The sequence below is a fragment of the Hydrogenophilus thiooxidans genome (genome assembly GCF_019049855.1).
GTDB classification, from domain to species: domain Bacteria; phylum Pseudomonadota; class Gammaproteobacteria; order Burkholderiales; family Rhodocyclaceae; genus Hydrogenophilus; species Hydrogenophilus thiooxidans.
Genome location: NZ_JAHLSY010000001.1, coordinates 53,166 through 74,405, shown reverse-complemented (window position 1 = coordinate 74,405; position 21,240 = coordinate 53,166). Strand labels below are relative to the sequence as shown.

Annotated in this window: 18 protein-coding genes; 14 read left to right on the top strand and 4 right to left on the bottom strand. The window is 59.6% G+C overall.

What is annotated here, in order from left to right; genetic code table 11:
• Positions 1–7: 7 nt before the first annotated feature.
• The 14 genes from sulP (at position 8) to KUL93_RS00270 (ending at position 15,729) form a co-directional block, all read left to right on the top strand.
• Positions 8–2,608, top strand: a complete 2,601-nt coding sequence (gene sulP, locus KUL93_RS00335; protein ID WP_283249524.1) for a sulfate permease — start codon at positions 8–10, stop codon at positions 2,606–2,608.
• A gap of 162 nt (positions 2,609–2,770) precedes the next feature.
• Positions 2,771–4,129 carry a sulfite dehydrogenase gene (soxC, locus tag KUL93_RS00330; protein ID WP_217125141.1) on the top strand — a complete coding sequence of 453 codons (1,359 nt, stop codon included), beginning with the start codon at positions 2,771–2,773 and terminating at the stop codon, positions 4,127–4,129.
• Positions 4,113–5,177 carry a c-type cytochrome gene (locus KUL93_RS00325; RefSeq protein ID WP_217125140.1) on the top strand — a complete coding sequence of 355 codons (1,065 nt, stop codon included), beginning with the start codon at positions 4,113–4,115 and terminating at the stop codon, positions 5,175–5,177. The genes soxC and KUL93_RS00325 overlap by 17 nt, the downstream gene beginning before the upstream one ends.
• Positions 5,178–5,202: 25 nt before the next feature.
• Complete coding sequence (gene soxY / locus KUL93_RS00320; protein ID WP_217125139.1) at positions 5,203–5,667, top strand: thiosulfate oxidation carrier protein SoxY; 465 nt, start codon at positions 5,203–5,205, stop codon at positions 5,665–5,667.
• 63 nt (positions 5,668–5,730) lie between these two features.
• Positions 5,731–6,042, top strand: a complete 312-nt coding sequence (gene soxZ, locus KUL93_RS00315; protein WP_217125138.1) for a thiosulfate oxidation carrier complex protein SoxZ — start codon at positions 5,731–5,733, stop codon at positions 6,040–6,042.
• A 61-nt stretch (positions 6,043–6,103) separates the two neighbouring features.
• Positions 6,104–6,925, top strand: coding sequence for a sulfur oxidation c-type cytochrome SoxA (gene soxA / locus KUL93_RS00310; RefSeq protein WP_217125137.1), 822 nt, complete (start codon positions 6,104–6,106; stop codon positions 6,923–6,925).
• Between the two features lie 16 nt (positions 6,926–6,941).
• Positions 6,942–7,568, top strand: coding sequence for a sulfur oxidation c-type cytochrome SoxX (gene soxX / locus KUL93_RS00305; protein WP_217125136.1), 627 nt, complete (start codon positions 6,942–6,944; stop codon positions 7,566–7,568).
• A 42-nt stretch (positions 7,569–7,610) separates the two neighbouring features.
• On the top strand, positions 7,611–9,335 hold the full coding sequence (gene soxB / locus KUL93_RS00300; RefSeq protein WP_346731601.1) for a thiosulfohydrolase SoxB: 1,725 nt from the start codon (positions 7,611–7,613) through the stop codon (positions 9,333–9,335).
• A gap of 45 nt (positions 9,336–9,380) precedes the next feature.
• Positions 9,381–10,433: an MBL fold metallo-hydrolase gene (locus KUL93_RS00295; RefSeq protein ID WP_217125134.1), complete on the top strand. Its 1,053-nt coding sequence runs from the start codon at positions 9,381–9,383 to the stop codon at positions 10,431–10,433.
• Positions 10,434–10,542: 109 nt separating this feature from the next.
• Positions 10,543–12,282, top strand: a complete 1,740-nt coding sequence (locus KUL93_RS00290; RefSeq protein WP_217125133.1) for a nitrite/sulfite reductase — start codon at positions 10,543–10,545, stop codon at positions 12,280–12,282.
• Positions 12,269–12,736 (top strand): DUF934 domain-containing protein, encoded by a 468-nt coding sequence (locus KUL93_RS00285; protein ID WP_217125132.1) that lies wholly within the window; start codon positions 12,269–12,271, stop codon positions 12,734–12,736. The genes KUL93_RS00290 and KUL93_RS00285 overlap by 14 nt, the downstream gene beginning before the upstream one ends.
• A 2-nt stretch (positions 12,737–12,738) precedes the next feature.
• Positions 12,739–13,494 carry a phosphoadenylyl-sulfate reductase gene (locus tag KUL93_RS00280; RefSeq protein ID WP_217125131.1) on the top strand — a complete coding sequence of 252 codons (756 nt, stop codon included), beginning with the start codon at positions 12,739–12,741 and terminating at the stop codon, positions 13,492–13,494.
• Between the two features lie 34 nt (positions 13,495–13,528).
• Entirely contained in the window at positions 13,529–14,464 is a 936-nt protein-coding gene (cysD, locus tag KUL93_RS00275) for a sulfate adenylyltransferase subunit CysD (protein WP_217125257.1), read from the top strand.
• Positions 14,464–15,729, top strand: a complete 1,266-nt coding sequence (locus KUL93_RS00270; RefSeq protein ID WP_217125130.1) for a sulfate adenylyltransferase subunit 1 — start codon at positions 14,464–14,466, stop codon at positions 15,727–15,729. Before cysD ends, KUL93_RS00270 begins: the two co-directional genes overlap by 1 nt.
• Before the next feature lie 49 nt (positions 15,730–15,778).
• Here KUL93_RS00270 and fba read toward each other — a convergent pair whose 3' ends face one another.
• The 4 genes from fba to tkt all read right to left on the bottom strand — a co-directional run bounded on the left by fba (position 15,779) and on the right by tkt (position 21,204).
• Positions 15,779–16,825: a class II fructose-bisphosphate aldolase gene (gene fba / locus KUL93_RS00265; RefSeq protein WP_217125129.1), complete on the bottom strand. Its 1,047-nt coding sequence runs from the start codon at positions 16,823–16,825 to the stop codon at positions 15,779–15,781.
• Positions 16,826–16,887: 62 nt separating this feature from the next.
• A complete protein-coding gene (locus KUL93_RS00260) occupies positions 16,888–18,090 on the bottom strand; it encodes a phosphoglycerate kinase (RefSeq protein WP_217125128.1) in 1,203 nt (400 codons plus the stop codon).
• 79 nt (positions 18,091–18,169) lie between these two features.
• Positions 18,170–19,177 (bottom strand): type I glyceraldehyde-3-phosphate dehydrogenase, encoded by a 1,008-nt coding sequence (gap, locus tag KUL93_RS00255; protein WP_217125127.1) that lies wholly within the window; start codon positions 19,175–19,177, stop codon positions 18,170–18,172.
• Positions 19,178–19,215: 38 nt separating this feature from the next.
• On the bottom strand, positions 19,216–21,204 hold the full coding sequence (tkt, locus tag KUL93_RS00250; RefSeq protein ID WP_217125256.1) for a transketolase: 1,989 nt from the start codon (positions 21,202–21,204) through the stop codon (positions 19,216–19,218).
• Between the last annotated feature and the right edge of the window lie 36 nt (positions 21,205–21,240).

The window sequence follows — 21,240 nt, the reverse complement described above, 5'->3', positions numbered from 1 at the left end:
ACGGCGAATGGCTCAGCAGACGCGACCAGGACGGGTGGCTCTTTCTACAAAAGTGGCACATTTTACGAGGCTTTTTCCTTTTCTGAGCTGGTTACCGCGGGTAGACCGCACAACGCTGCGCGACGATCTCATGGCTGGATTGACTGGCGCGCTGGTGGTTCTGCCGCAAGCGGTCGCGTTTGCGATCATCGCGGGTCTTCCGCCGCAGTACGGTCTTTACGCGGCGATGACGCCAGCAGTCGTTGCGGCGCTCTTCGGCTCCTCGTGGCATCTCGTCTCCGGTCCCACCACAGCGATCTCGATCGCGGTCTTCGCGGCAGTATCCCCATTGGCCGAACCGGGAACACCTGAGTACATTCGTTTGGTCCTAACCCTCACCTTTCTGGTTGGCTGCTACGAGCTGATTCTGGGGATCGCGCGGCTTGGCGTGTTGGTCAATTTCATTTCGCATACGGTCGTCGTCGGGTTTACCGCTGGTGCGGCGCTGCTCATCGCCGCAAGCCAGGTGAAACATTTTTTTGGCATTGCGATTCCAAACGGCACTCCTTTCTTTGGCATACTTGCCAGTTTTGTTCAGCGGGTTACTGAGATCAACCCGTGGGTCTTCTCGGTGAGCGTCGTGACGTTGCTCACCGGCATCCTGACCCGACGGTATGTGAAGCAGATTCCGTACATGATCGCGGCGATGTTGGTCGGTTCGCTGTGGGCTGCCCTTCTTAACGCATGGTTTGGCCAGGAGCGGACGGGAATCAAAACGGTTGGCGCGTTGCCTGCGGGGCTGCCGCCGCTCTCTTTCCCGGATTTCTCGCTCGATGCGATCGGTGCGACCGCAGTACCGGCGGTGATCGTCGCTTTTTTGGCGCTGACCGAGGCGGTTTCGATCGCCCGTGCACTGGCGCTTCGTTCCGGTCAGAGGCTAGATGGCAATCAGGAGTTCATCGGTCAGGGGCTCTCGAACCTAATCGGCAGTTTCTTCTCTGCTTATGCGACGTCGGGTTCTTTCAACCGCTCGGGCGTCAATTTCGAGGCGGGGGCGAAGACACCGCTTGCGTCGGTTTTTGCCTCCATTTTCCTCATCGTGATTCTGCTTTTTGTTGCACCCCTTGCTGCCTATCTTCCCAATGCAGCGATGGCGGGAATCCTATTTCTGGTTGCCTGGGGTTTGATCGATTTTGCCCAGATTGCTCATACATGGCGGGCAAGCAGAAGCGAAAGCGCGATCCTATGGGTCACCCTCGTTGGGACGCTCTTTAGCCTTGAGGCGGGAATCTTTCTTGGGGTGGCGCTGACGCTGATCGAGTACCTCTACCGAACCTCACGCCCTACTGTCGAGCCGGTGCTCCCTGCTCCGGAAGCAGGTGCCTACCATTTTGTTTCGGCGAATGGCTCAGCGGAGTGTCCGCAGCTCTCCATTCGTCGGATCACCGGTGCGCTCTATTTTGGTTCCGTCGATTTTGTGCAGGCTAAATTGACTTCTGACCACCCCCACCAACGCTGGTTACTCCTGGCCTGTTCAGGGTTGTCTTACCTCGATTTGGCGGGGGCCGAGTTCTTGGCTCAGGAAGCCAGGAGGCGTCGTCGTCTTGGCGGCGACCTTTTCTGTTACCGCATGAATCTCGCCAACGTGGCGCTTTTGCGGCAGAGCGGGGCGCTTGACGTGATCGGTGAGAACCACCTATTTCCCGTGCGCAGCGACGTCATCGGGGCGATCTACCGACAGCTCGACCCTGAGATCTGCCGAACCTGTACCATTCGCGCGTTCAGCGTTTGCCGCAGCGGTACGCTGCCGGTTGGTGGCGTGGCACTGCGCTGCTTGTTGGCAACCGATGGCAGCGAATATGCCCGTGCGCCCACGGAGGTGGCGGTCGCTTGGGCCGCCGCATCGCGGGTGCCGTTAGCGGTGGTGACCGTGGTCGATCACGATGCTGAAGACGCCTCGCTCGTCGAGGGGCGCTTGAGCGTCGTGAAAGAAGAGGCAGCGCGACGCCACGTTACGGTGACCCCCCTCGTCCGTCACGGCAAAGACCCGGTGGGGGAGATCGTTTCGACGGCCAGGGAATTGGCGACGCACCTCTTGATCGTTGGTCGTCGGCCGCCCCGTACCACGCTGATCGAGCGGTTCCTGGGTGATCGGGTCGAACGAATCCTTCTGGAGTCGCCGTGTCATGTGCTGGTGGTTCATCCGGAAGCGAAACCTCCTGCCCGCCATATCGTCGTAGCCTGGGATGGGTCAACGATGCTCCTAGAGGCGTTGGGCTTCCTAGCTCACATGGCTAGGGTCCTTCAGCTTCCGGTGACCTTGGTTACCGGGGTCTCCAGTGAAGCGGAACGCGAAGCGGCGCTCCACGCCCACGAAGAGGCGTTGGCAGCGTTGCAACAAGAGGGGGTGACAACCCGATCCCAGGTGTTGACAGGGACCTTCGCCGACGCGATCTTTTCGACGGTCCTTGCAACGGGAGCCGATCTCGTGGTGGTCGGTAACGACCCTAGAAGCGGTTTGGCGCGCCACGTCACCCCTTCCTTGGCCGATCAGGTGATCGGCGGTCTCTCTTGTTCCGTTCTGGTGATCCAGCCAGCGACCACTTTGCGCGACGCCGCGCACGCCTAAACGAACCCCCCTCGTGAAGTGGCCAGAGCAGGCACTCGCCTCTGAGTCTGTGTTTGGTCAACAGTGATCTTCAGTTTTTGCGAATAGAATGAATTGTTGACAAATTCAGCGACCCGGATAAAATGTTGACATAAATCAAATTTTGCAGTCAAGGAGCAACTGATGGAAGAGACATTACGGCGTCGGATGGGTTTGATCCGCAAGGCGCCAGAGAATTTTCTGTCACCAGAGGAGATCGACGCGATTAAGCAAGGGCGCCGCGATTTTATCCGTAAAGCGTTTGCCACAGCAACCGCGCTTGCCGCTAGCGGCCCGGTGATCAACGCCTATGGGGAAACGGTCGATCCCGGAAAAGGCGACCCAAACATCCTGAACCTTCCAGAGTGGAGTACGACGCTCGGCATGCCGGTTGCCACCCGTGGCTATGGTCTGCCCTCGAAATATGAGGCGGGGTTGATTCGCCGCCAGAGCCCGGGGCTGACGCAGACGGCGGCAGCGTCGGTCTCTTTTACCCCGCTGCAGGGGACTTTCGGGATCATCACGGCTTCAGGGCTTCACTTCGAGCGCCACCACCAAGGGTGGCACGAGATCGACCCCACCAGACACCGCTTCATGATTAACGGACTGGTGAAGACGCCGATGGTTTTCACTATGGATGACCTTCTGCGGCTGCCGTCGGTTTCGCGGATCCATTTCATCGAGTGTGGGGCGAACACGGGGATGGAGTGGGCAAACGTTGCCGTGCCCACGGTGCAATACACCCACGGGATGATCTCCTGTTCGGAATTTACGGGCGTACGGCTGATCGACTTGCTCGAGATGTGTGGCGCCGACCTCAAGAAAGGGCGGTACTTGCTTGCCGAAGGTGCTGACGGTTCATCGATGACCCGAACCATTCCGATGGAGTTGGTCGAATCCGGCGAAGTGCTCGTCGCCTACGGGATGAACGGCGAGATGATCCGGCCGGAAAACGGCTACCCGCTGCGCCTGGTGGTTCCCGGCGTGCAAGGGGTGAGCTGGGTGAAATGGCTGCGGCGCGTCGAAGTGGGGGATAAGCCCTATGGGACCAAAGACGAAGCGGTCCACTATATCGATCTGATGCCAGACGGCACGCACCGCCAATATTCCTCGTTGCAAGAGGTGAAGTCGGTGATTACGACGCCCTCGGGCGGGCAAATCCTCCTCGATAAAGGGTTTTACAACATTACCGGGTTGGCGTGGTCGGGGCGCGGCAAGATCGTGCGCGTCGATGTTTCGACCGACGGTGGAATCAACTGGCGGCAAGCGCGCCTTGAGCAGCCGGTGCTGCCTAAAGCGCTGACGCGCTTTAATATCGACTGGGTGTGGGACGGCAAACCCGCCATTTTGCAATCGCGGGCGGTCGATGAAACCGGGCACATTCAGCCCACCTACGGGCAACTCCGTAAAGTGCGAGGAACCCGCTCGATCTACCACAACAATGCGATCCAGTCGTGGTTGGTGAATGAAAATGGCGAGGTGAGCAATGTCCAAGTTCTCTAAAACGGTGATCGCAGTGGCCACTGCGGTGGTGTGCGGCGCAGCGGGCGCAGCGAAATACGAAGGGATCGGTCGGCCAGCAACGCCGGCAGAGGTCAAAGCGTGGGATATTGACGTTCGTCCCGACTTCGTAGGTCTTCCCCCGGGGCGCGGTACCCCAGAGCAGGGCGAAGCGATCTGGTTGCAGAAATGCGCGATGTGCCACGGCGACTTCGCAGAATCGAACGAAGTCTTTACCCCACTCGTTGGCGGAACGACGCAGGAGGACATCAAAACTGGTCGCGTCAAAGCGTTGGTGACCGGTAGCGTGCCGCAACGCACGACGATCATGAAGGTGCCAACCGTTTCTACTCTTTGGGATTACATCCACCGGGCTATGCCCTGGACGAGTCCCAAGTCGTTACAATCCGACGAAGTTTATGCTTTGGTTGCCTATCTCCTCAATTTGGCCGAGATCATTCCGTACGACTACGAACTCAACCAAGAAACAATCAAAGAGGTGCAGAATCGCATGCCCAACCGCAACGGGATGACGTGGGACCACGGGATGTGGCCGTGGGGCCCTGGAGTCAAAGCCGGCGGCATCGGCAACGGTGGGAAACCGGACGTGCAGGGTAGCGACTGCATGAAAAATTGTAAAAAAGAGGTGGTGATTGGCTCGAACCTCCCAGAGTATGCCTGGGATGCCCACGGCAACCTCAAAGAGCAAAACCGGGTCTTTGGGCCTGTGCGTGGAAAAGAGATTTCTGAAGCAGCCAAAGAGGAGGCGCAGACAGCCGCAGGAAGGCAGCAGTCGATGCTCGATCTGGCAAAGCAGAAGGGGTGCACGGCGTGCCATGGGGTCGACAAGGCGATCGTCGGGCCCGCGTATCGGGATGTTGCCGCGAAATACGCTGGGAAGGCTGACGCCGTTGACTACTTGGCGCAAAAGATTAAAAATGGGGGTGCAGGGGTGTGGGGCAACGTTCCAATGCCCCCTCATCCCTCGCTGACCGAGGAGGAGCTCCGCTCGTTAGCGCAATGGATTGCGAGCGGCGCCAAGGTGGATTGATTTTTTTGTTCATGGAGAAAAGGGTATGCAACGTCGAGAAGTCTTGAAAGCAGGTGTTGGTCTTGGGGTATTTGGCACGCTGATCGCAAGTGGCCTGGTGCAGCCTCGCCTAGCCCATGCCGCTCGCCAGATGGAAAACGCGTTTCAAGCAAAAAGTCTCGAGGAAGCGCTCAAAGCGGTGGGCGCATCGGGAGCCGCTGCAAGCAATGACATCGTGCTCACGGCGCCAGACATTGCCGAGAACGGGGCGGTGGTTCCGATCGAGCTCGAAAGTAAGCTGCCCAACACCGAAATGATCGCGCTCTTTGTCGAAAAGAACCCGAATGCGCTTTCAGCCGTGTTTCATTTCACTCCGGAGGCGCTGCCCCGGGTCAAGACGCGGGTGAAGATGGGTCAGAGCTCGGACGTCGTTGCCGTGGTGAAAGCGGGCGGCAAGTACTATATGACCAAGAAAGAGGTCAAAGTGACTTTGGGCGGTTGTGGTGGCTAAGCCGCTTGAATTGAGCGCTCGATTGGTAAAAACAAACCGCTAATGGATTAAAGGAGCAAAGCGATGGCAGCAGGACCAATGCGGATTCGTGCCAAGATTGATGGGGAAACGGTCAACGTGCGCGCTCTGATGTCGCACCCGATGGAGACGGGATTACGCAAAGACAGCTCAGGAAATACGATCCCGGCGCATTACATCACTGAGGTGACCGCAAGCGTAAACGGCAAGACTGTGCTTACCGCAGAATGGAGTGGCGCAATCTCCACCAACCCCTATTTCGAGTTTGACGTCAAGGCAAAAGCCGGCGATAAGATCACCCTGAAGTGGGTGGACAATAAAGGGGAAAGCAAAGAAGAGACGATTGAGGTGAAGTAAGGAGTCGCTGAAAGGGGGGCCATTTGCCCCCTTTTGTTATGACCAGCGTGGAGGGGCCAACATGTTCAAAAAACAGGTGCTGGCAGTGTCGCTGATTGCGGCGGTCTGGAATATAACGTCTTTTGGGGCTTTTGCGGCGAACGACGAAGACGCCCGCTTGAAGGCGATTGAAGCCTACCGCAAGCAAATTGCCGACGGGAACCCGTCTGACCTCTTGGCGATGGAGGGCGAAGAACTCTGGCGAACGCCGTACGGTCCGAAAAACCAGTCGCTTGAGCGGTGCGACTTGGGATTGGGGCCTGGGGTGGTCAAAGGCGCTGCGGCCAAATTGCCGCGCTACTTCCCGGACACTGGAAAAGTAGAAGACCTCGAATCGCGTTTGATGACCTGTATGGAGCAGCTGCAAGGGGTTGAACGCCAAAAAGTGATCGATTCTCCTTGGCGCAAGGGCGAGAAACTCCGCATGGACAAGATCGTTGCGTACATCGTCACCGAAAGCAACGGGGAGAAAATCGAGGTCGATATGTCGCACCCCAAAATGAAAGAGATGTACGAATTGGGTAAGCGGATGTTCTTTTACCGCACAGGCCCCTTCGATTTTTCCTGCGCGACATGCCACGGCAAGGATGGCCAGCGGATCCGACTCCAAGAGCTCCCCAATATTACTAAGCAAGAAGGTGCTGCGGCGGGTTGGGGGTCATGGCCGGCTTACCGGGTTTCCAACAGCCAGTTCTGGACGATGCAAATGCGTTTGAACGACTGCTTCCGTCAGCAGCGCACTGCCGAGCCCATTTATGGTTCCGACGCGACGATCGCGCTTTCGGTCTATATGGCAGCGAACGGAAACGGTGGGGTGATGCTCACCCCCGGGATCAAGCGCTGAGCAAGGAGGAGGCTTCATGAAACCGATCACATTGGCATTGGCAGGTGTGTTGGGGTTTGCGACACCCCTTGCATGGGCTGGAAATGCGGATCTCGACGCGAAGTTCAAAGAGCTCGTCGATCGTTCGTTCAAGACGACGGGAATCGCGCAAAAAGAGCGCATGATTCAACTCGATTTCCAAAAGCTCTGCTCGGCGCTCGAGGCCGGAGAAAAGGTTGACCCCAAGAAGATTGAGGAGTTGCGGCAGGCTCAGGAGCAGACGATCCGCTGGCCCTCCGACGGAAAGTTTTTAGGTAATTGGAAAGAGGGCGAAAAGATCGCGCAAAGCGGCAGAGGCCTGACTTGGACCGATAACCCCGATACGGTCAATGGGGGGGGTTGCTACAACTGCCACCAGATGGATCAAAAAGAGCTGTCGTACGGAAACATCGGACCGTCGCTTTCGGGCTACGGTAAACTGCGCGGCAATTCTGAAGAGGTGCTCAAGTATGCGTGGCGGCAGATTTGGAACAGTAAGAGCTTCAATCTCTGTTCCAGCATGCCCCGTTTCGGCGACGCCGGTATTCTCACCGAGCAACAGATCAAGGACGTGATGGGCTATCTCTTTGACCCCGAGTCACCTGTAAACAAAAACCACAAGTAATTCTGAGTAATTGTTGAAACATCCCACCCCGAGGTTATCGATATGGCAATGAATCGTCGTGAATTTCTGCAAGTGCTGGCGGTTGCAGCGGCTGGCGGCTGGAGCCTTACCAGCAACGCCGAGCAAGCGGCGAAAGAAGCCGATCAGCTCTACAACTTGCCGCCCTTTGGCAACGTGAGTCTGTTGCACATCACCGATTGTCACGCGCAGCTTCGTCCGATCTACTTCCGTGAACCGCAGGTCAACCTTGGGGTGGGGTCGATGGCGGGGCAGGTTCCCCATTTGGTGGGCGAGCATTTCTTGAAGTATTACCGGATTCCTCGACAGAGCATCGAAGCGCACGCATTCACTTACCTCGATTTTGAAGAGAAGGCGAAGCTCTACGGAAAAGTAGGCGGGTTTGCCCACCTCAGAACACTTGTGAAGCGGCTCAAAGCCTCTCGGCCAGGGGCGCTGCTCCTAGATGGCGGTGATACCTGGCAGGGTTCTGGTCTTTCGCTTTGGACCAACGCGCAAGATATGGTCGATGCCTGTAAGCTCCTGGGGGTCGATGTGATGACGCTCCATTGGGAGGCGACCTTCGGTGCCGAGCGGGTGAAAGAGATCGAAGAGAAGGATTTTGCGGGCAAGATCGAGATCGTTGCGCAAAACGTTCATACCACCGATTTCGAAGATCCGGTCTTCAAACCCTATGTGATCAAGAGCATCAACGGAGTGCCGGTAGCGATCGTGGGGCAAGCGTTCCCTTATACGCCCGTGGCGAACCCGCGCTGGCTCGTTCCCGAGTGGAGCTACGGCATCAAAGATCAGCAGATGCAAGAGGCGGTAAACCGAGCCCGATCCGAAGGGGCGCAGGTGGTTGTCGTGCTCTCCCACAATGGGATGGACGTTGACCTCAAGATGGCGTCGCGCGTGACCGGTATTGACGTGATCTTTGGCGGCCACACCCACGATGGCGTCTATCAACCGGTCGTGGTCGAAAATGCGGGGGGTAAGACGCTCGTCACCAATGCCGGTTCGAACGGTAAGTTCCTGGGGGTGATGGACCTCGAGGTGAAAAACGGCAAAATCCAGGGGTATCGTTACCGGCTGGTCCCGATCTTCGCCAATCTACTCCCGGCTGACCCGGAAATGGAAGCGTACATCGCAAAAGTGCGCGCCCCGTATGAAAGTAAGCTCGCCGAGCCGCTTGCCGTTGCCGAAGGGTTACTCTACCGCCGTGGGAACTTCAACGGTACGTGGGACCAGTTGATTTGCGACGCGCTCATTGCGGTGCGCGGTGCCGACATCTCCTTCTCACCCGGTTTCCGTTGGGGAACGACGATCCTTCCGGGGCAGACGATCACGATGGAGCATCTGCTTGACCAAACCGCAATCACCTACCCGTGGAGCACGCTCACCGAAATGACCGGTGCGCAGATCAAGAATGTGCTCGAGGATGTTGCGGACAACCTCTTCAACCCCGATCCCTATTACCAGCAGGGTGGGGATATGGTGCGGGTTGGGGGGCTCAAATATGCGATCGATCCCAACGCGCCTATGGGTAAACGCATCCAGGAGATGACGCTCAACGGCAAGCCGATCGACCCGAACAAAAAATATAAGGTGGCTGGCTGGGCGCCGGTTGCTGAAGAGAGCCGCGAAGCGGGGCCGCCGGTTTGGGAGGTGGTTGCCGAATACCTGCGGGCTCAGAAAACGATCCGGATCAAAGCGCTCAACGTGCCGCGGATCATCGGCATGGAGGGAAACCCGGGGCTTGCGCTGTGATGGTGTAGTGGGGGAGTTCGCCTTCCCCATTCACTTGGAGGGGCTATGAAACGGGAAAACAGCTCTATCGATGGGCGTCGCCGTCGGCTGATCAAAGGGACGTTGGCAGCGGCATTTCTGGCCGGGATGGGCGGCTTTTGGCGTGAGGAACTGCTTGCGGTTGCCAAAGACGCCGAGCTCTTCATCAAGGGGCCGCCCGTTCCCGACATTCCGCCCGAGCGGCTGAGCGAACATGTCTGGATGATCTACGCAAAAGACGGTTTTCCGACACCGGAAAACCGCGGGATGATGTCGAACATCACCTTCGTCGTCACCGACGTCGGGGTGGTGATTTTGGACGGAGGCGGGTCGGTACAGATCGGCGAAATGGCGATTCGGATGATCCGCACCGTCACCGACAAACCGGTGGTCGCGATTTTCGCAAGCCACTACCATGGCGACCACTACCTGGCCGCGCACGCCTATTTCGAAGCGTTCGGTGACCTGCCCTTCTATGCGCACCCGTTTACCAAAGAGGCGATTGCAAAGAAAGAGGGGAATTTGTGGCTGAACCTACTCGAGCGGTGGACCAATGGCGCGACTGCGGGCACGAAATTGATTCCACCCAACCGGGAAGCGAACCACGGCGATACTTTCCGCTTTGGCAATGTGACGATCCGCTGCCACCATTACGGCATTGCCCATACCCCTGGTGATCTCTGTTTCGAGGTGGTCGAGGACAAGGTGACCCATGTTGGCGACGTTGCGATGGATCGCCGCATCGCCAATATGGACGATGGCTCCTACCCGGGGTCGCTGCGTTTCATCGACGCGCTCAAAGCGGCTTGTCCCGGTCACCTTTGGGTCCCCGGGCATGGGCGGCCGAGCCAGACCGTGCTCGATTGGCAGCGCGAGCTCTTTGCTGGTATCTGGGAAAATGCGCTCAAGGCGTTTGACGAAGGGCTCGATCCTTCGGAAGCTAAAGCGTTGGTGCTCAAAGATCCGCGCGTTGCGAGCAAAGCGGCTGAGACCAAAGGATGGGACAACAACATTGGCAAGTATGTGAGCCTAGCGGTGCTCGAAGCGGAACGGCTGGCGCTTGCAGGGAAGAGCAACTAAGTTTGTTTTATAACCTAACTGCATAAAAGCCAAATCTTTAGTGGCTTAAATTATCTAAGCGAGATCGCTACACTTGCCCTAACCCCATTTGCAAGAGGTTAGGGCTAACATGTACCGTTACGACACGTTTGACCGGCAACTGGTCGCCGAGCGGGTGGCGCAGTATCGCGATCAGTTGGCGCGTTACCTCGCAGGCGAGCTGCGCGACGAGGAGTTTTTGCCACTCCGCCTCCAAAACGGTCTCTATCGAGAACGCCATTCGCCGATGTTGCGGGTGGCGATCCCCTATGGGCTACTTTCTGCGGATCAGTTGCGCGCCTTGGCCACGGTTGCCGAACGCTGGGATCGAGGCTACGGGCACTTCACGACCCGTCAGAACATTCAGTTCCATTGGGTACGGCTCGAGGAAACCGCTGAGATTTTGGCGTTTTTGGCCGAACACGATCTTCATGCCATTCAGACTTCTGGAAACTGCATTCGCAACATCACCACCGATCCGTTGGCTGGGGTTGCCGCTGACGAACGGGTCGATCCCCGGCCGTGGTGCGAGTTCATTCGCCAATGGGCGACGTTGCATCCGGAGTTTGCCTTTTTGCCGCGGAAATTCAAGATCGCAGTAAATGGCGCCAAGGAAGATCGTGCTGCGATCCGAGCGCATGACATCGGCTTGGACCTGTACCCAACCGATGATCCGTTGGCGCCTGAGTTCGATATCTATGTCGGCGGTGGTTTGGGTCGAACCCCGATCGTAGGGAAACGTCTCTACGCGCGGGTTCCTGCTGCCGAACTCATTCCAACATTGGAAGCGATTCTTCGGGTCTATAACCGTTTTGGCCGCCGCGACAACAAGTATAAAGCGCGCATCAAAATTTTGCTACAGGCGTTGGGTGTCGAGGCATTTCGTGCCGCGGTCGATGCCGAGCGGGCGCGTGGCGACACGGTGGTCGCAACCTACCGCGACGGGTGGCGGGATGAGGTGGCGCGTATCGCAGCCCATTTCGCAGAGGACGACGAACGTGCGGCGCGCACGGCGTCGAAATGGCGCGCGGAGCAAGCACAACCTACGCTCCGCGATGCTGGTGAGGAACGGGCGTTCGCACGCTGGCGGAGTCGCAACGTCCTACCGCATCGGGTGCTGGGATTCGTCGCGGTGGCTCTGGTGACGAAACGGCATGAGCGTGCTCCGGGTGATGTGACCGCTGAAGAGATGCGTGCGATCGCCGATTGGAGTGAGCGCTATGCCGACGGTGAAATTCGGGTAACGCACGAACAAAATTTGGTATTGGCGTGGGTTCCGGAAGCGGCGCTCCCGGCGTTGTGGCGGGAAGTCCGCGCGTTGGGGTTTGGCCGACCCACGTTCCGGTTGGCAACCGACGTGATTTCGTGCCCAGGGGGGGATTACTGCGCGTTGGCGAACGCCCGTTCGATTCCGGTTGCGCAAGCGGTGATCGCGCAGTTGGATCGGGATCCGAAACGTTTGGCAGCGCTCGGCAAAGTGGCGATCAACCTTTCCGGTTGCATGAACGCGTGTGGACACCACCATCTGGGTGCGATTGGTGTCCTCGGTGTCGACAAAAAGGGGGAAGAGTGGTATCAGATCACGATCGGCGGTCAAGAGGGGAACGATTTGCGTTTGGGACAGGTGATCGGGCCGTCGGTGCGCGCAGAGGCGGTCGCGCCGGCGATCGAGCGGTTGCTCGATACCTACCTGGCGTTGCGGCGTCCCGAAGAACGGTTTGCCGAGACGGTGGCCCGTGTGGGGGCCGAACCGTTCGCAACGGCGGTTTATGGTGACGTTTCCACCGTTTCCACGCAACAAAATCCGGAGCACGACCATGTGGTGGCTTGATCTTGCGGGTGCGGTACATCCCTTCGACCGCGAACGTTTCAAACCGATGACCGAACCGAGCGCGGCGGTGTGGATGACCGTCGAGGACGATCCCGCATGGCTTCCCGACGAAGCGTTGGCGCACGTGGAAGCGATCGCGATCGAATTCCCCAAATTCACCGACGGACGACCGTTTTCTCTCGCGACAATCTTGCGCGCGCGGGGTTGGCACGGACCACTCTTTGCCGTTGGCCATTTTCTGCTCGATCAACTCGATTACCTCCGTCGCTGCGGATTTACCGGTTTTGCGCCGGATCCGGAACGCTATCCGTACGAAACGTTATGCGAACTGGGGCCCCGCTTGCTGCGAGTCTTTACCGAACCCTATCAGGCGAGCAGCGCCGTACCGCAACCCCTGTGGTTACGCGTGCGTCGTGATCGAGCCGAGCAACCCGTTTCTGAAATCGAGGTGTGACGATGAGTCATCCGTACATGCATCCCAATCTGGACGATCCCCAATTGCGCGAACAGGTGCAAGCAAAGCGCGCTAGCGCCCTTCGCTTGCTCGAAGAGGCGGTTGCCGAGTGGGGCAACATCGTTTTTGCTTCCAGTTTGGGCGCAGAAGATCAGGTCGTGATCGATTTGGTGGCGAAAAGTCCTTTCCGCGATCAAGTTGCACCGTTCGTTTTGGATACCGGGCGGCTTCCGGAAGAGACCTACGCGACGTTGGCGAAGACCGAGGCCCACTATGGGCTGCGTTTCGCCGTTTATGCGCCCGAAGCCGCCGATGTGGAACGGGTGGTGCGCCGCTACGGAATCAACGGCTTTTATCACAGCCTGGAAGCCCGCCACGCGTGCTGTGAAGCCCGTAAGGTGTTGCCGCTCAAACGTGCACTTGCCGGGCAAAAGGCGTGGATCACTGGGTTGCGGCGGCAACAAAACGTGACACGCGCTGAGCTCGAACCCAAAGCGTGGGACGAGGCGCACGGTCTGTGGAAGATCAACCCCCTTTGGGATTGGACCCACGAGACGGTTTGGGCCTATATCCGGCTCTATCAGGTTCCCTACCATCCGTTGCACGACGCGTTCTATCCCAGCATCGGCTGTGCACCGTGCACGCGCGCCGTGGCGGTGGGTGAAGACCCGCGCGCGGGACGCTGGTGGTGGGAGCACGCGGAAACGCGAGAGTGTGGCTTACACCGTCGCGATCCCGTCGCGGTGGTCGAACGGTAAGCGAGACGAAAGGACAACCATGAGTGAAACAACCATGACGCGAACCCATCAGACGGCTACAGAGCCTCAGCTTTGGGACGACGAAACGTTGGATTGGTTGGAAGCAGAAGCGATTTATATTTTGCGGGAAGTGGCGGCGCAATTTCAGCGTCCGGCGCTTCTCTTTTCCGGGGGCAAAGATTCGGTCTGCCTGTTGCGCTTGGCGGAAAAGGCCTTTCGACCCGCGCGCTTCCCGTTTCCGCTGGTGCACATCGACACGGGGCACAACTATCCCGAGGTGATCGCGTTTCGCGACGCGCGTGCCGAAGAGCTCGGTGAGCGGCTGATCGTGCGCTCGGTCGAGGACTCGATCCGCCGAGGTACGGTGCGTCTTGCGCATCCGTTGGAATCCCGCAACCGCCACCAATCGGTGACGCTTTTGGAAGCGATCGAGGAGTTCGGTTTCGACTGCTTGATCGGGGGCGCCAGACGTGACGAAGAGAAAGCGCGGGCAAAAGAACGGGTCTTCAGTTTGCGCGACGAGTTTGGACAGTGGGACCCGAAAGCGCAGCGGCCGGAATTGTGGAATCTGTACAACGGGCATACGCGACCGGGTTGGCACGTCCGCGCGTTTCCGATCAGCAACTGGACCGAACTCGACGTCTGGCGGTACATCGCGCGTGAACGACTCGCGTTGCCGTCGATCTATTTTGCGCATGAGCGTCCCTGTGTGCGCCGCGGACGTTTGTTGGCCCCAGTGACGCCGCTCACCCCGCCCAAAGAGGGGGAGGTGGTCGAGCCGGTTTGGGTCCGTTTCCGCACCGTTGGCGACATGACATGCACGGCGCCGGTGGAAAGCCGTGCGACCACGGTGGAAGCGATCATTCGCGAGACCGCCGAGACGATGATTTCGGAGCGGGGCGCGACGCGGCTCGACGATCAAACCCATGAGGCATCGATGGAACAACGCAAACGCGAGGGGTATTTCTGATGAGTGACGTATTGCGGTTCATGACGTGCGGGAGCGTCGATGATGGCAAGAGCACGTTGATTGGGCGTCTGCTCTACGATACGCGCGCCGTCTTGGTCGATACGTTGGAAGGAGTGCGTCATGCCAGCGAACGGCGGGGGTTGTCGCGGATCGATTTGTCGCTTTTGACGGACGGGCTGATCGCAGAGCGCGAGCAGGGGATCACCATCGACGTGGCGTACCGCTATTTCAGTACGGGACGACGCAATTTCATCATCGCCGACGCACCGGGGCACGAACAATACACGCGGAACATGGTTACCGCAGCAAGTACGGCTGAGTTGGCCGTGCTGATGGTCGACGTGCGCCAGGGATTGACGACGCAAACACGGCGGCACGCGCTGTTGTGCGAACTGATGGGAATTCCCCATCTGGTGATCGCTGTGAACAAAATGGATTTGGTCGGTTACGACCCCGAACCGTTTGCCGCGGTGCAGGCGGCGTTTGAGACCTTTGCGGCGCAGGCGCAATTGCGGGCCGATCGACGCTATCTGCCGATTTCGGCGCTCGAAGGGGAGATGGTGGTCGAACGGGGGGAGCGGATGCCTTGGTATCAAGGCCCCACCCTGCTCGAAGTGCTGGAGTCGGTCCCTTCTGCCCACACGGGCAAAGCAGAGTCTTTTCGATTCCCGGTGCAATGGGTGTGCCGACCCCAAGCCGCGGATGATCCCACATTGCACGATTACCGCGGCTACGCGGGTATGGTGACCTCCGGCTCGGTTGCCGTGGGTGATGCGGTCACCGTGTTGCCAGCAGGGTTGACGACGACGGTGCAGGCGATCGAGTTGGGGGGGCAACCCTTGACGGCTGCACGGGCGGGACAGTCGGTGATGCTCCGGCTGCAAGACGATTTGGATGTTTCGCGCGGCGACATGATCGTGCGCAGCGACGAACCCATGCCGGCGGTAACGCGTGCGTTGGTGGCCGATCTGGCGTGGCTTGCGAATGGTCCGCTCGATCCACGTCGCGTTTACGGGTTGCGGCAAACGACCCGTGAGGTGAAAGCGAAGATCGAGGCGATCGCATACCGTTGGGACGTGGCCACGATGCGGCGTGCGGATGTCGATACGCTCACCGCGAACGACATCGGGCGGGTGCGCGTAAAGCTTTCGGCGCCGATCGTCGCGGAACGTTACGAGGAAGACCGCGCTTTGGGGGCGTTCATCCTTTTCGATCCCGCAACGGGCGACACGGTCGCAGGCGGTGTGATTCGTGAATGGGCGTAAACAAAAAAACCCCGCTTCATGAGCGGGGCCAACACCAGGGAGTGATCGGTTATTTGACGCCGTAGTAGTGTTTGGCTGCGGCAGAGAGCGCCATCGGCTTAATCTTATCGGCCATGCCGGCACAGCCGAACTGCTCATACCGCGCTTTGCAGAGCGCTTTCGCGGCGGCGCGCGCGGGCTTCAAGAACTCACGCGGGTCGAATTTCGATGGGTTCTCTGCGAGGAAACGGCGAACCGCTGCGGTCATCGCCAAGCGGATATCGGTATCGATATTGACCTTGCGAACGCCGTATTTGATCGCCGTTTGGATCTCTTCGACCGGAACCCCGTAGGTCTCTTTCATCTCGCCCCCGAACTGGCGGATTTCTTCGAGCAATTCCTGTGGGACGCTCGAGGAGCCGTGCATCACGAGGTGGGTGTTGGGGATCTTGGCATGAATGGCTTTGACCCGATCGATCGCCAGGATGTCCCCGGTGGGTTTGCGGGTGAATTTGTACGCGCCGTGGCTGGTGCCGATTGCGATCGCGAGGGCATCCACACCCGTTTGTTCGACGAAATCCTTGGCTTGGTCTGGGTCAGTAAGCAGCATCGAGTGGTCGAGCGTCCCCTCTGCGCCGACACCATCCTCTTTCCCCGCTTGACCGGTCTCAAGGGAGCCGAGGCAGCCGAGCTCCCCCTCCACCGAAACACCGACTGAGTGGGCGATTTCGCACACTTTGCGGGTGACCACGACGTTGTACGCATAGGTGGCTGGGGTCTTCTGGTCTTCCAAGAGCGAACCGTCCATCATCACGCTGGAAAAGCCCAAGCGAATCGCCTGCACGCAGACGGCAGGAGAGGCGCCATGGTCTTGGTGCATGCAGACCGGGATATCGGGGTAGGCTTCGATCGCCGCGGTGACGAGGTGCGCAAGGAACGTCTCCCCAGCGTATTTGCGGGCGCCAGCCGAGGCCTGCAGGATCACAGGGCTGCGGGTTTCCGCGGCCGCTTCCATGATCGCCTGGACCTGTTCGAGGTTGTTTACGTTGAACGCGGGTACGCCGTAACCGTGTTCGGCGGCGTGGTCGAGCAGTTGTCGTAACGAGATGAGTGCCATTGGGTACCTCCTTAGCTTGAGACGGTGCCCGCACGATGCGGGCACCTAGGGATATAAACCGTTCAGTCCTCGGCACGCTTGGCGAGGATTGCGATCGCAGGCAGCACTTTGCCTTCGAGCATCTCCAAAAAGGCGCCGCCGCCGGTCGAGATGTAATCGACTTGGTCAGCAATGCCGAATTTTTCGATCGCGGCGATCGTGTCACCTCCGCCGGCAAGGGTGAAACCGGGGCAAGCGGCGATGGCGCGCGCAAGCCGCTCGGTGCCTTTGGCAAAGGCATCGAACTCAAAGACACCGAGTGGTCCGTTCCAGACGACCGCGCCGGTGCATCCTTCGATCGTTTGGGCGATCCGTTCGGCGAATCGAGGGCCGACGTCGAGGATCATCTCGTCGGCAGCGACCGCATCGATGGGTTTGACCGTCGCGGGGGCGTCGGCGCGGAACCCCGGCGCGACGACGACATCTTCGGGAAGCGGCACTTGCGCGCCGCGCGCTGCCATTTTCTCTTGAACGGCTTTCGCTTCGCCAACGAGATCGGGTTCGGCAAGGCTCTTTCCGACCGGTTTCCCTGCCGCCATCAAGAAGGTGTTGAGGATGCCGCCTCCGACGATCAGGGTATCGACCTTTTCGGCAAGGTTTTGCAGTACGGTGAGCTTGGTCGAGACCTTGGAGCCGGCAACGATCGCGATCAATGGCCGGGGGGGATTCGCGACCACTTTTTCGATCGCTTCGACCTCTTGGACGAGAAGGGGCCCTGCGCACGCAACCGGGGCGTATTCGAAGACGCCGTAGGTGGTCGCTTCGGCGCGGTGTGCAGTGCCAAACGCGTCATGGACGAAGATATCGGCCAGTTTGGCGATTTTTTGCGCAAGTTCCGGGCTGTTTTTCTTTTCGCCGACGTTCAAGCGGCAGTTTTCAAGCAGTACCACTTCGCCGGGCGCGGTGGTGAATTGACCGTCGACCCAATCGGTGACGAGGCGAACGGGGCGCCCAAGGAGTTCCGCCATCCGCGCGGCGACCGGCGCCAGGGAATCTTTCGCTTGAGGTTCCCCCTCTTTGGGGCGACCCAGGTGGGAGGTGACGAGCACCGCCGCGGCGCCGCCATCGAGCGCCATCTCGATCGCAGGAAGGCTAGCGCGGATGCGGGTGTCGTCCGCGACCGTGCCATTTTCGGCAAGCGGGACGTTGAGGTCGGCGCGGATGAAGACGCGCTGACCCTGCACCGCCCCTTGCGCCACCAAATCAGCAAATTTTTTGGCTTTCATGGTCCATTCCTCTTTATCGCTGCCCTGCTCGACCCAGGCGGGCAATCCGAGCAGCAGTCAGTGGTTCCTCGTCTCAGGTTCAATTGTGCGCGACGTGACGGACGAAACGGAGCATGTTGCAGGTGTAGCCGTATTCGTTGTCGTACCAGGAGACCACCTTGACGAAGGTGGGGTCGAGCATGATGCCGGCTTGCGCATCAAAGATCGACGGCAGCGGGCTGCCCCGGAAGTCGGTAGAGACCACCGCTTCGTCGGTGTAACCGAGCACCCCTTTGAGTTCGTTTTCACTTGCGGCTTTCATCGCCGCGCAGATCGCTTCATAGGTGGTCTCTTTTTCGAGTTGAACGGTGAGGTCGACCACCGAAACGTCGGAGGTGGGGACACGGAACGCCATCCCGGTGAGCTTCTTGTTGAGCGACGGGATCACTTTACCGACCGCCTTCGCGGCACCGGTCGAGGAGGGGATGATGTTTTCGAGAATGCCGCGGCCGCCGCGCCAATCTTTCGCAGAGGGGCCATCGACCGTCTTCTGCGTGGCGGTTGCCGCATGCACGGTGCTCATCAGCCCGCGTACGATTCCGAACTGGTCGTGGAGCACTTTCGCAACCGGCGCCAAGCAGTTGGTGGTGCAACTTGCCGCCGAAACGATCGCTTGCCCAGCGTAGGCGGTGTGGTTCACGCCATAGACGAACATCGGGGTGTCGTCTTTCGACGGGGCCGACTGCACCACCTTTTTCGCGCCCGCATCAAGGTGCTTTTGACACGCCTCTGCGGTGAGGAAGAGCCCGGTCGATTCGACGACGACATCGACGCCAACGTCCCCCCACGCCAGTTGGGCGGGGTCCTTGTGCGCAGTGACGCGAATGGTTTTGCCATCGACGATGAGGTTGCCGTTTTGGACTTCGACGGCAACCGGGAGCCGCCCGTGCACCGAGTCGTACTTCAGCATGTAGGCGAGGTAGTCGGGCTCGAGGAGGTCATTGACCGCAACGACCTCGATATCGTGAAATTCTGCCTCTTTGACCACGGCGCGCAATACCATACGGCCGATACGACCAAACCCATTGATACCAACGCGAATCGTCATCGTTTTACTCCCATTCAAAGAGATAGATCAAATTGGTTTTATGCTCTGGCCATCACGTCCCGTACCGCAGCGACGATCCGGTCAACGGTGAAGCCGAAGTGGGTGAAGAGCTGGTTTGCAGGTCCCGACTCCCCGAAGCGGTCGATGCCGATCACGGCGCCGTTCAGGCCAACGTATTTGTACCACAGAGTGGGTTCCGCCGCTTCGATCGCAATTCGGGGAAGATCAGGAGGCAGGACGCTGTCGCGATAAGCGGCAGGCTGGCGTTCGAACACTTCGACGCACGGCATCGAGACGACACGGCAGCCGACCATCATCTGCGAAAGCTGCTCCGCTGCTTTGAGCGCGAGCGCCACTTCCGACCCCGTCGCGATCAGGACGACGCGCAGCACCGGGAATTCGGCAACGACGTAGCCGCCGCGCATGATGTGTTCGACGTTTGCCGGGTCGCGGTGGATCTTGGGCAGGTTCTGCCGAGAGAGAACGAGCGCGGTGGGGCCGTCGGCGCGTTCGATCGCTGCGGTCCAGGCGACTGCCGTTTCGAGCGCATCGGCAGGGCGCCACACATCCAGATTGGGGATGAGCCGAAGGCTCGGGATCTGTTCCACCGGTTGGTGGGTGGGGCCGTCTTCGCCCAAGCCGATCGAATCGTGGGTGAGCACGTGCACCACGCGCTGCTGCATCAACGCGGCCATGCGGATCGCGTTGCGGGCGTAGTCGGAGAAGACGAGGAAGGTGCCGCCATAGGGAAGGTAGCCGCGGTGGAGCGCCACGCCGTTCATGATTGCGGCCATCGCGAATTCGCGAACGCCATACGAGAGATGCCGCCCCCACTGGTCGCGGCGCAGGGGCGTTGCCCCTTTGAAGTCGGTGAGGTTCGAATGGGTAAGGTCGGCAGAGCCGCCGAAGAGTTCAGGTAGCGCCGGCCCCAGTACGTTGAGCGCGTTTTGGCTCGCCTTGCGGGTTGCGGGACTGCTTTCGTCTGCAGCCGCAGCCGCGAAAAGGCGCGCTTTGATGTCCTTCCAGTCGGCTGGGAGTTCTCCCGCGAGTCGCCGCTTGAGTTCCGCCCCCTTTTCCGGGTTGGCGGCGCAGTAGGCGGCAAATTGCGCTTGCCATTGGTCAACGAGCGCTTTGCCTTGGTCCCGTTTGTCCCACGCCGCATAAATCGCTTCGGGAATCTCGAACGGGGCGTAGGGCCAGCCGAGCGCCTCGCGCATTTTCGCTGCAGCTTCCGTGCCGATCGGTGCGCCGTGGATGTCGCAGGTGCCTTCCTTGACCGGGGAACCTTTGCCGATCGTGGTGCGGCAGATGATCAGCGTCGGTTTTCCGTCTGGGGTTGCCGCTTGCGCTTTGGCTTGCGCGATCGCGGCGGAGACCGCGGCGACGTCATGCCCGTCGATCGGGCCGATCACGTTCCAGTGGTACGCCACAAAGCGCTGCGCGGTGTCGTCGCTGAACCAATCGCTGACTTCGCCGTCGATCGAGATGCCGTTGTCGTCATAGAGGCAGATCAGTTTCGACAGCCGCAGCGTCCCAGCCAGCGACGCCGCTTCGTGGCTGATCCCCTCCATCAGGCAGCCGTCCCCCAAAAAGACGTAGGTGAAGTGGTCGATGAGGGGGTGTTCGGGCGTGTTGAACTCCGCCGCAAGCAGCTTTTCGGCCAGTGCCATACCCACCGCGTTGGCAAACCCTTGTCCAAGCGGGCCGGTCGTGGTTTCGACACCGGGCGTGTGGCCGTATTCGGGGTGACCGGCGGTTTTGCTGCCCAGCTGGCGAAAGCGCTTGAGTTCGTCGAGCGGCAGGTCGAACCCGGTGAGGTGCAGCAGCGCGTAGATCAACATCGACGCGTGGCCGTTCGAGAGGACGAAACGGTCCCGGTTGGGCCAGGTTGGGGCTTGTGGTGCGACGCGCAGGTGGTCCCGCCACAGCGCCACCGCCATTTCGGCCATGCCAAGGGGCGCACCAGGGTGCCCCGAGTTTGCAGCGTTCGTGGCGTCGACGGCCAAGAAGCGCAATGCGTTGGCCATCTGGGTTTGGATCGGTTCGGTCACGAGACACTCTCC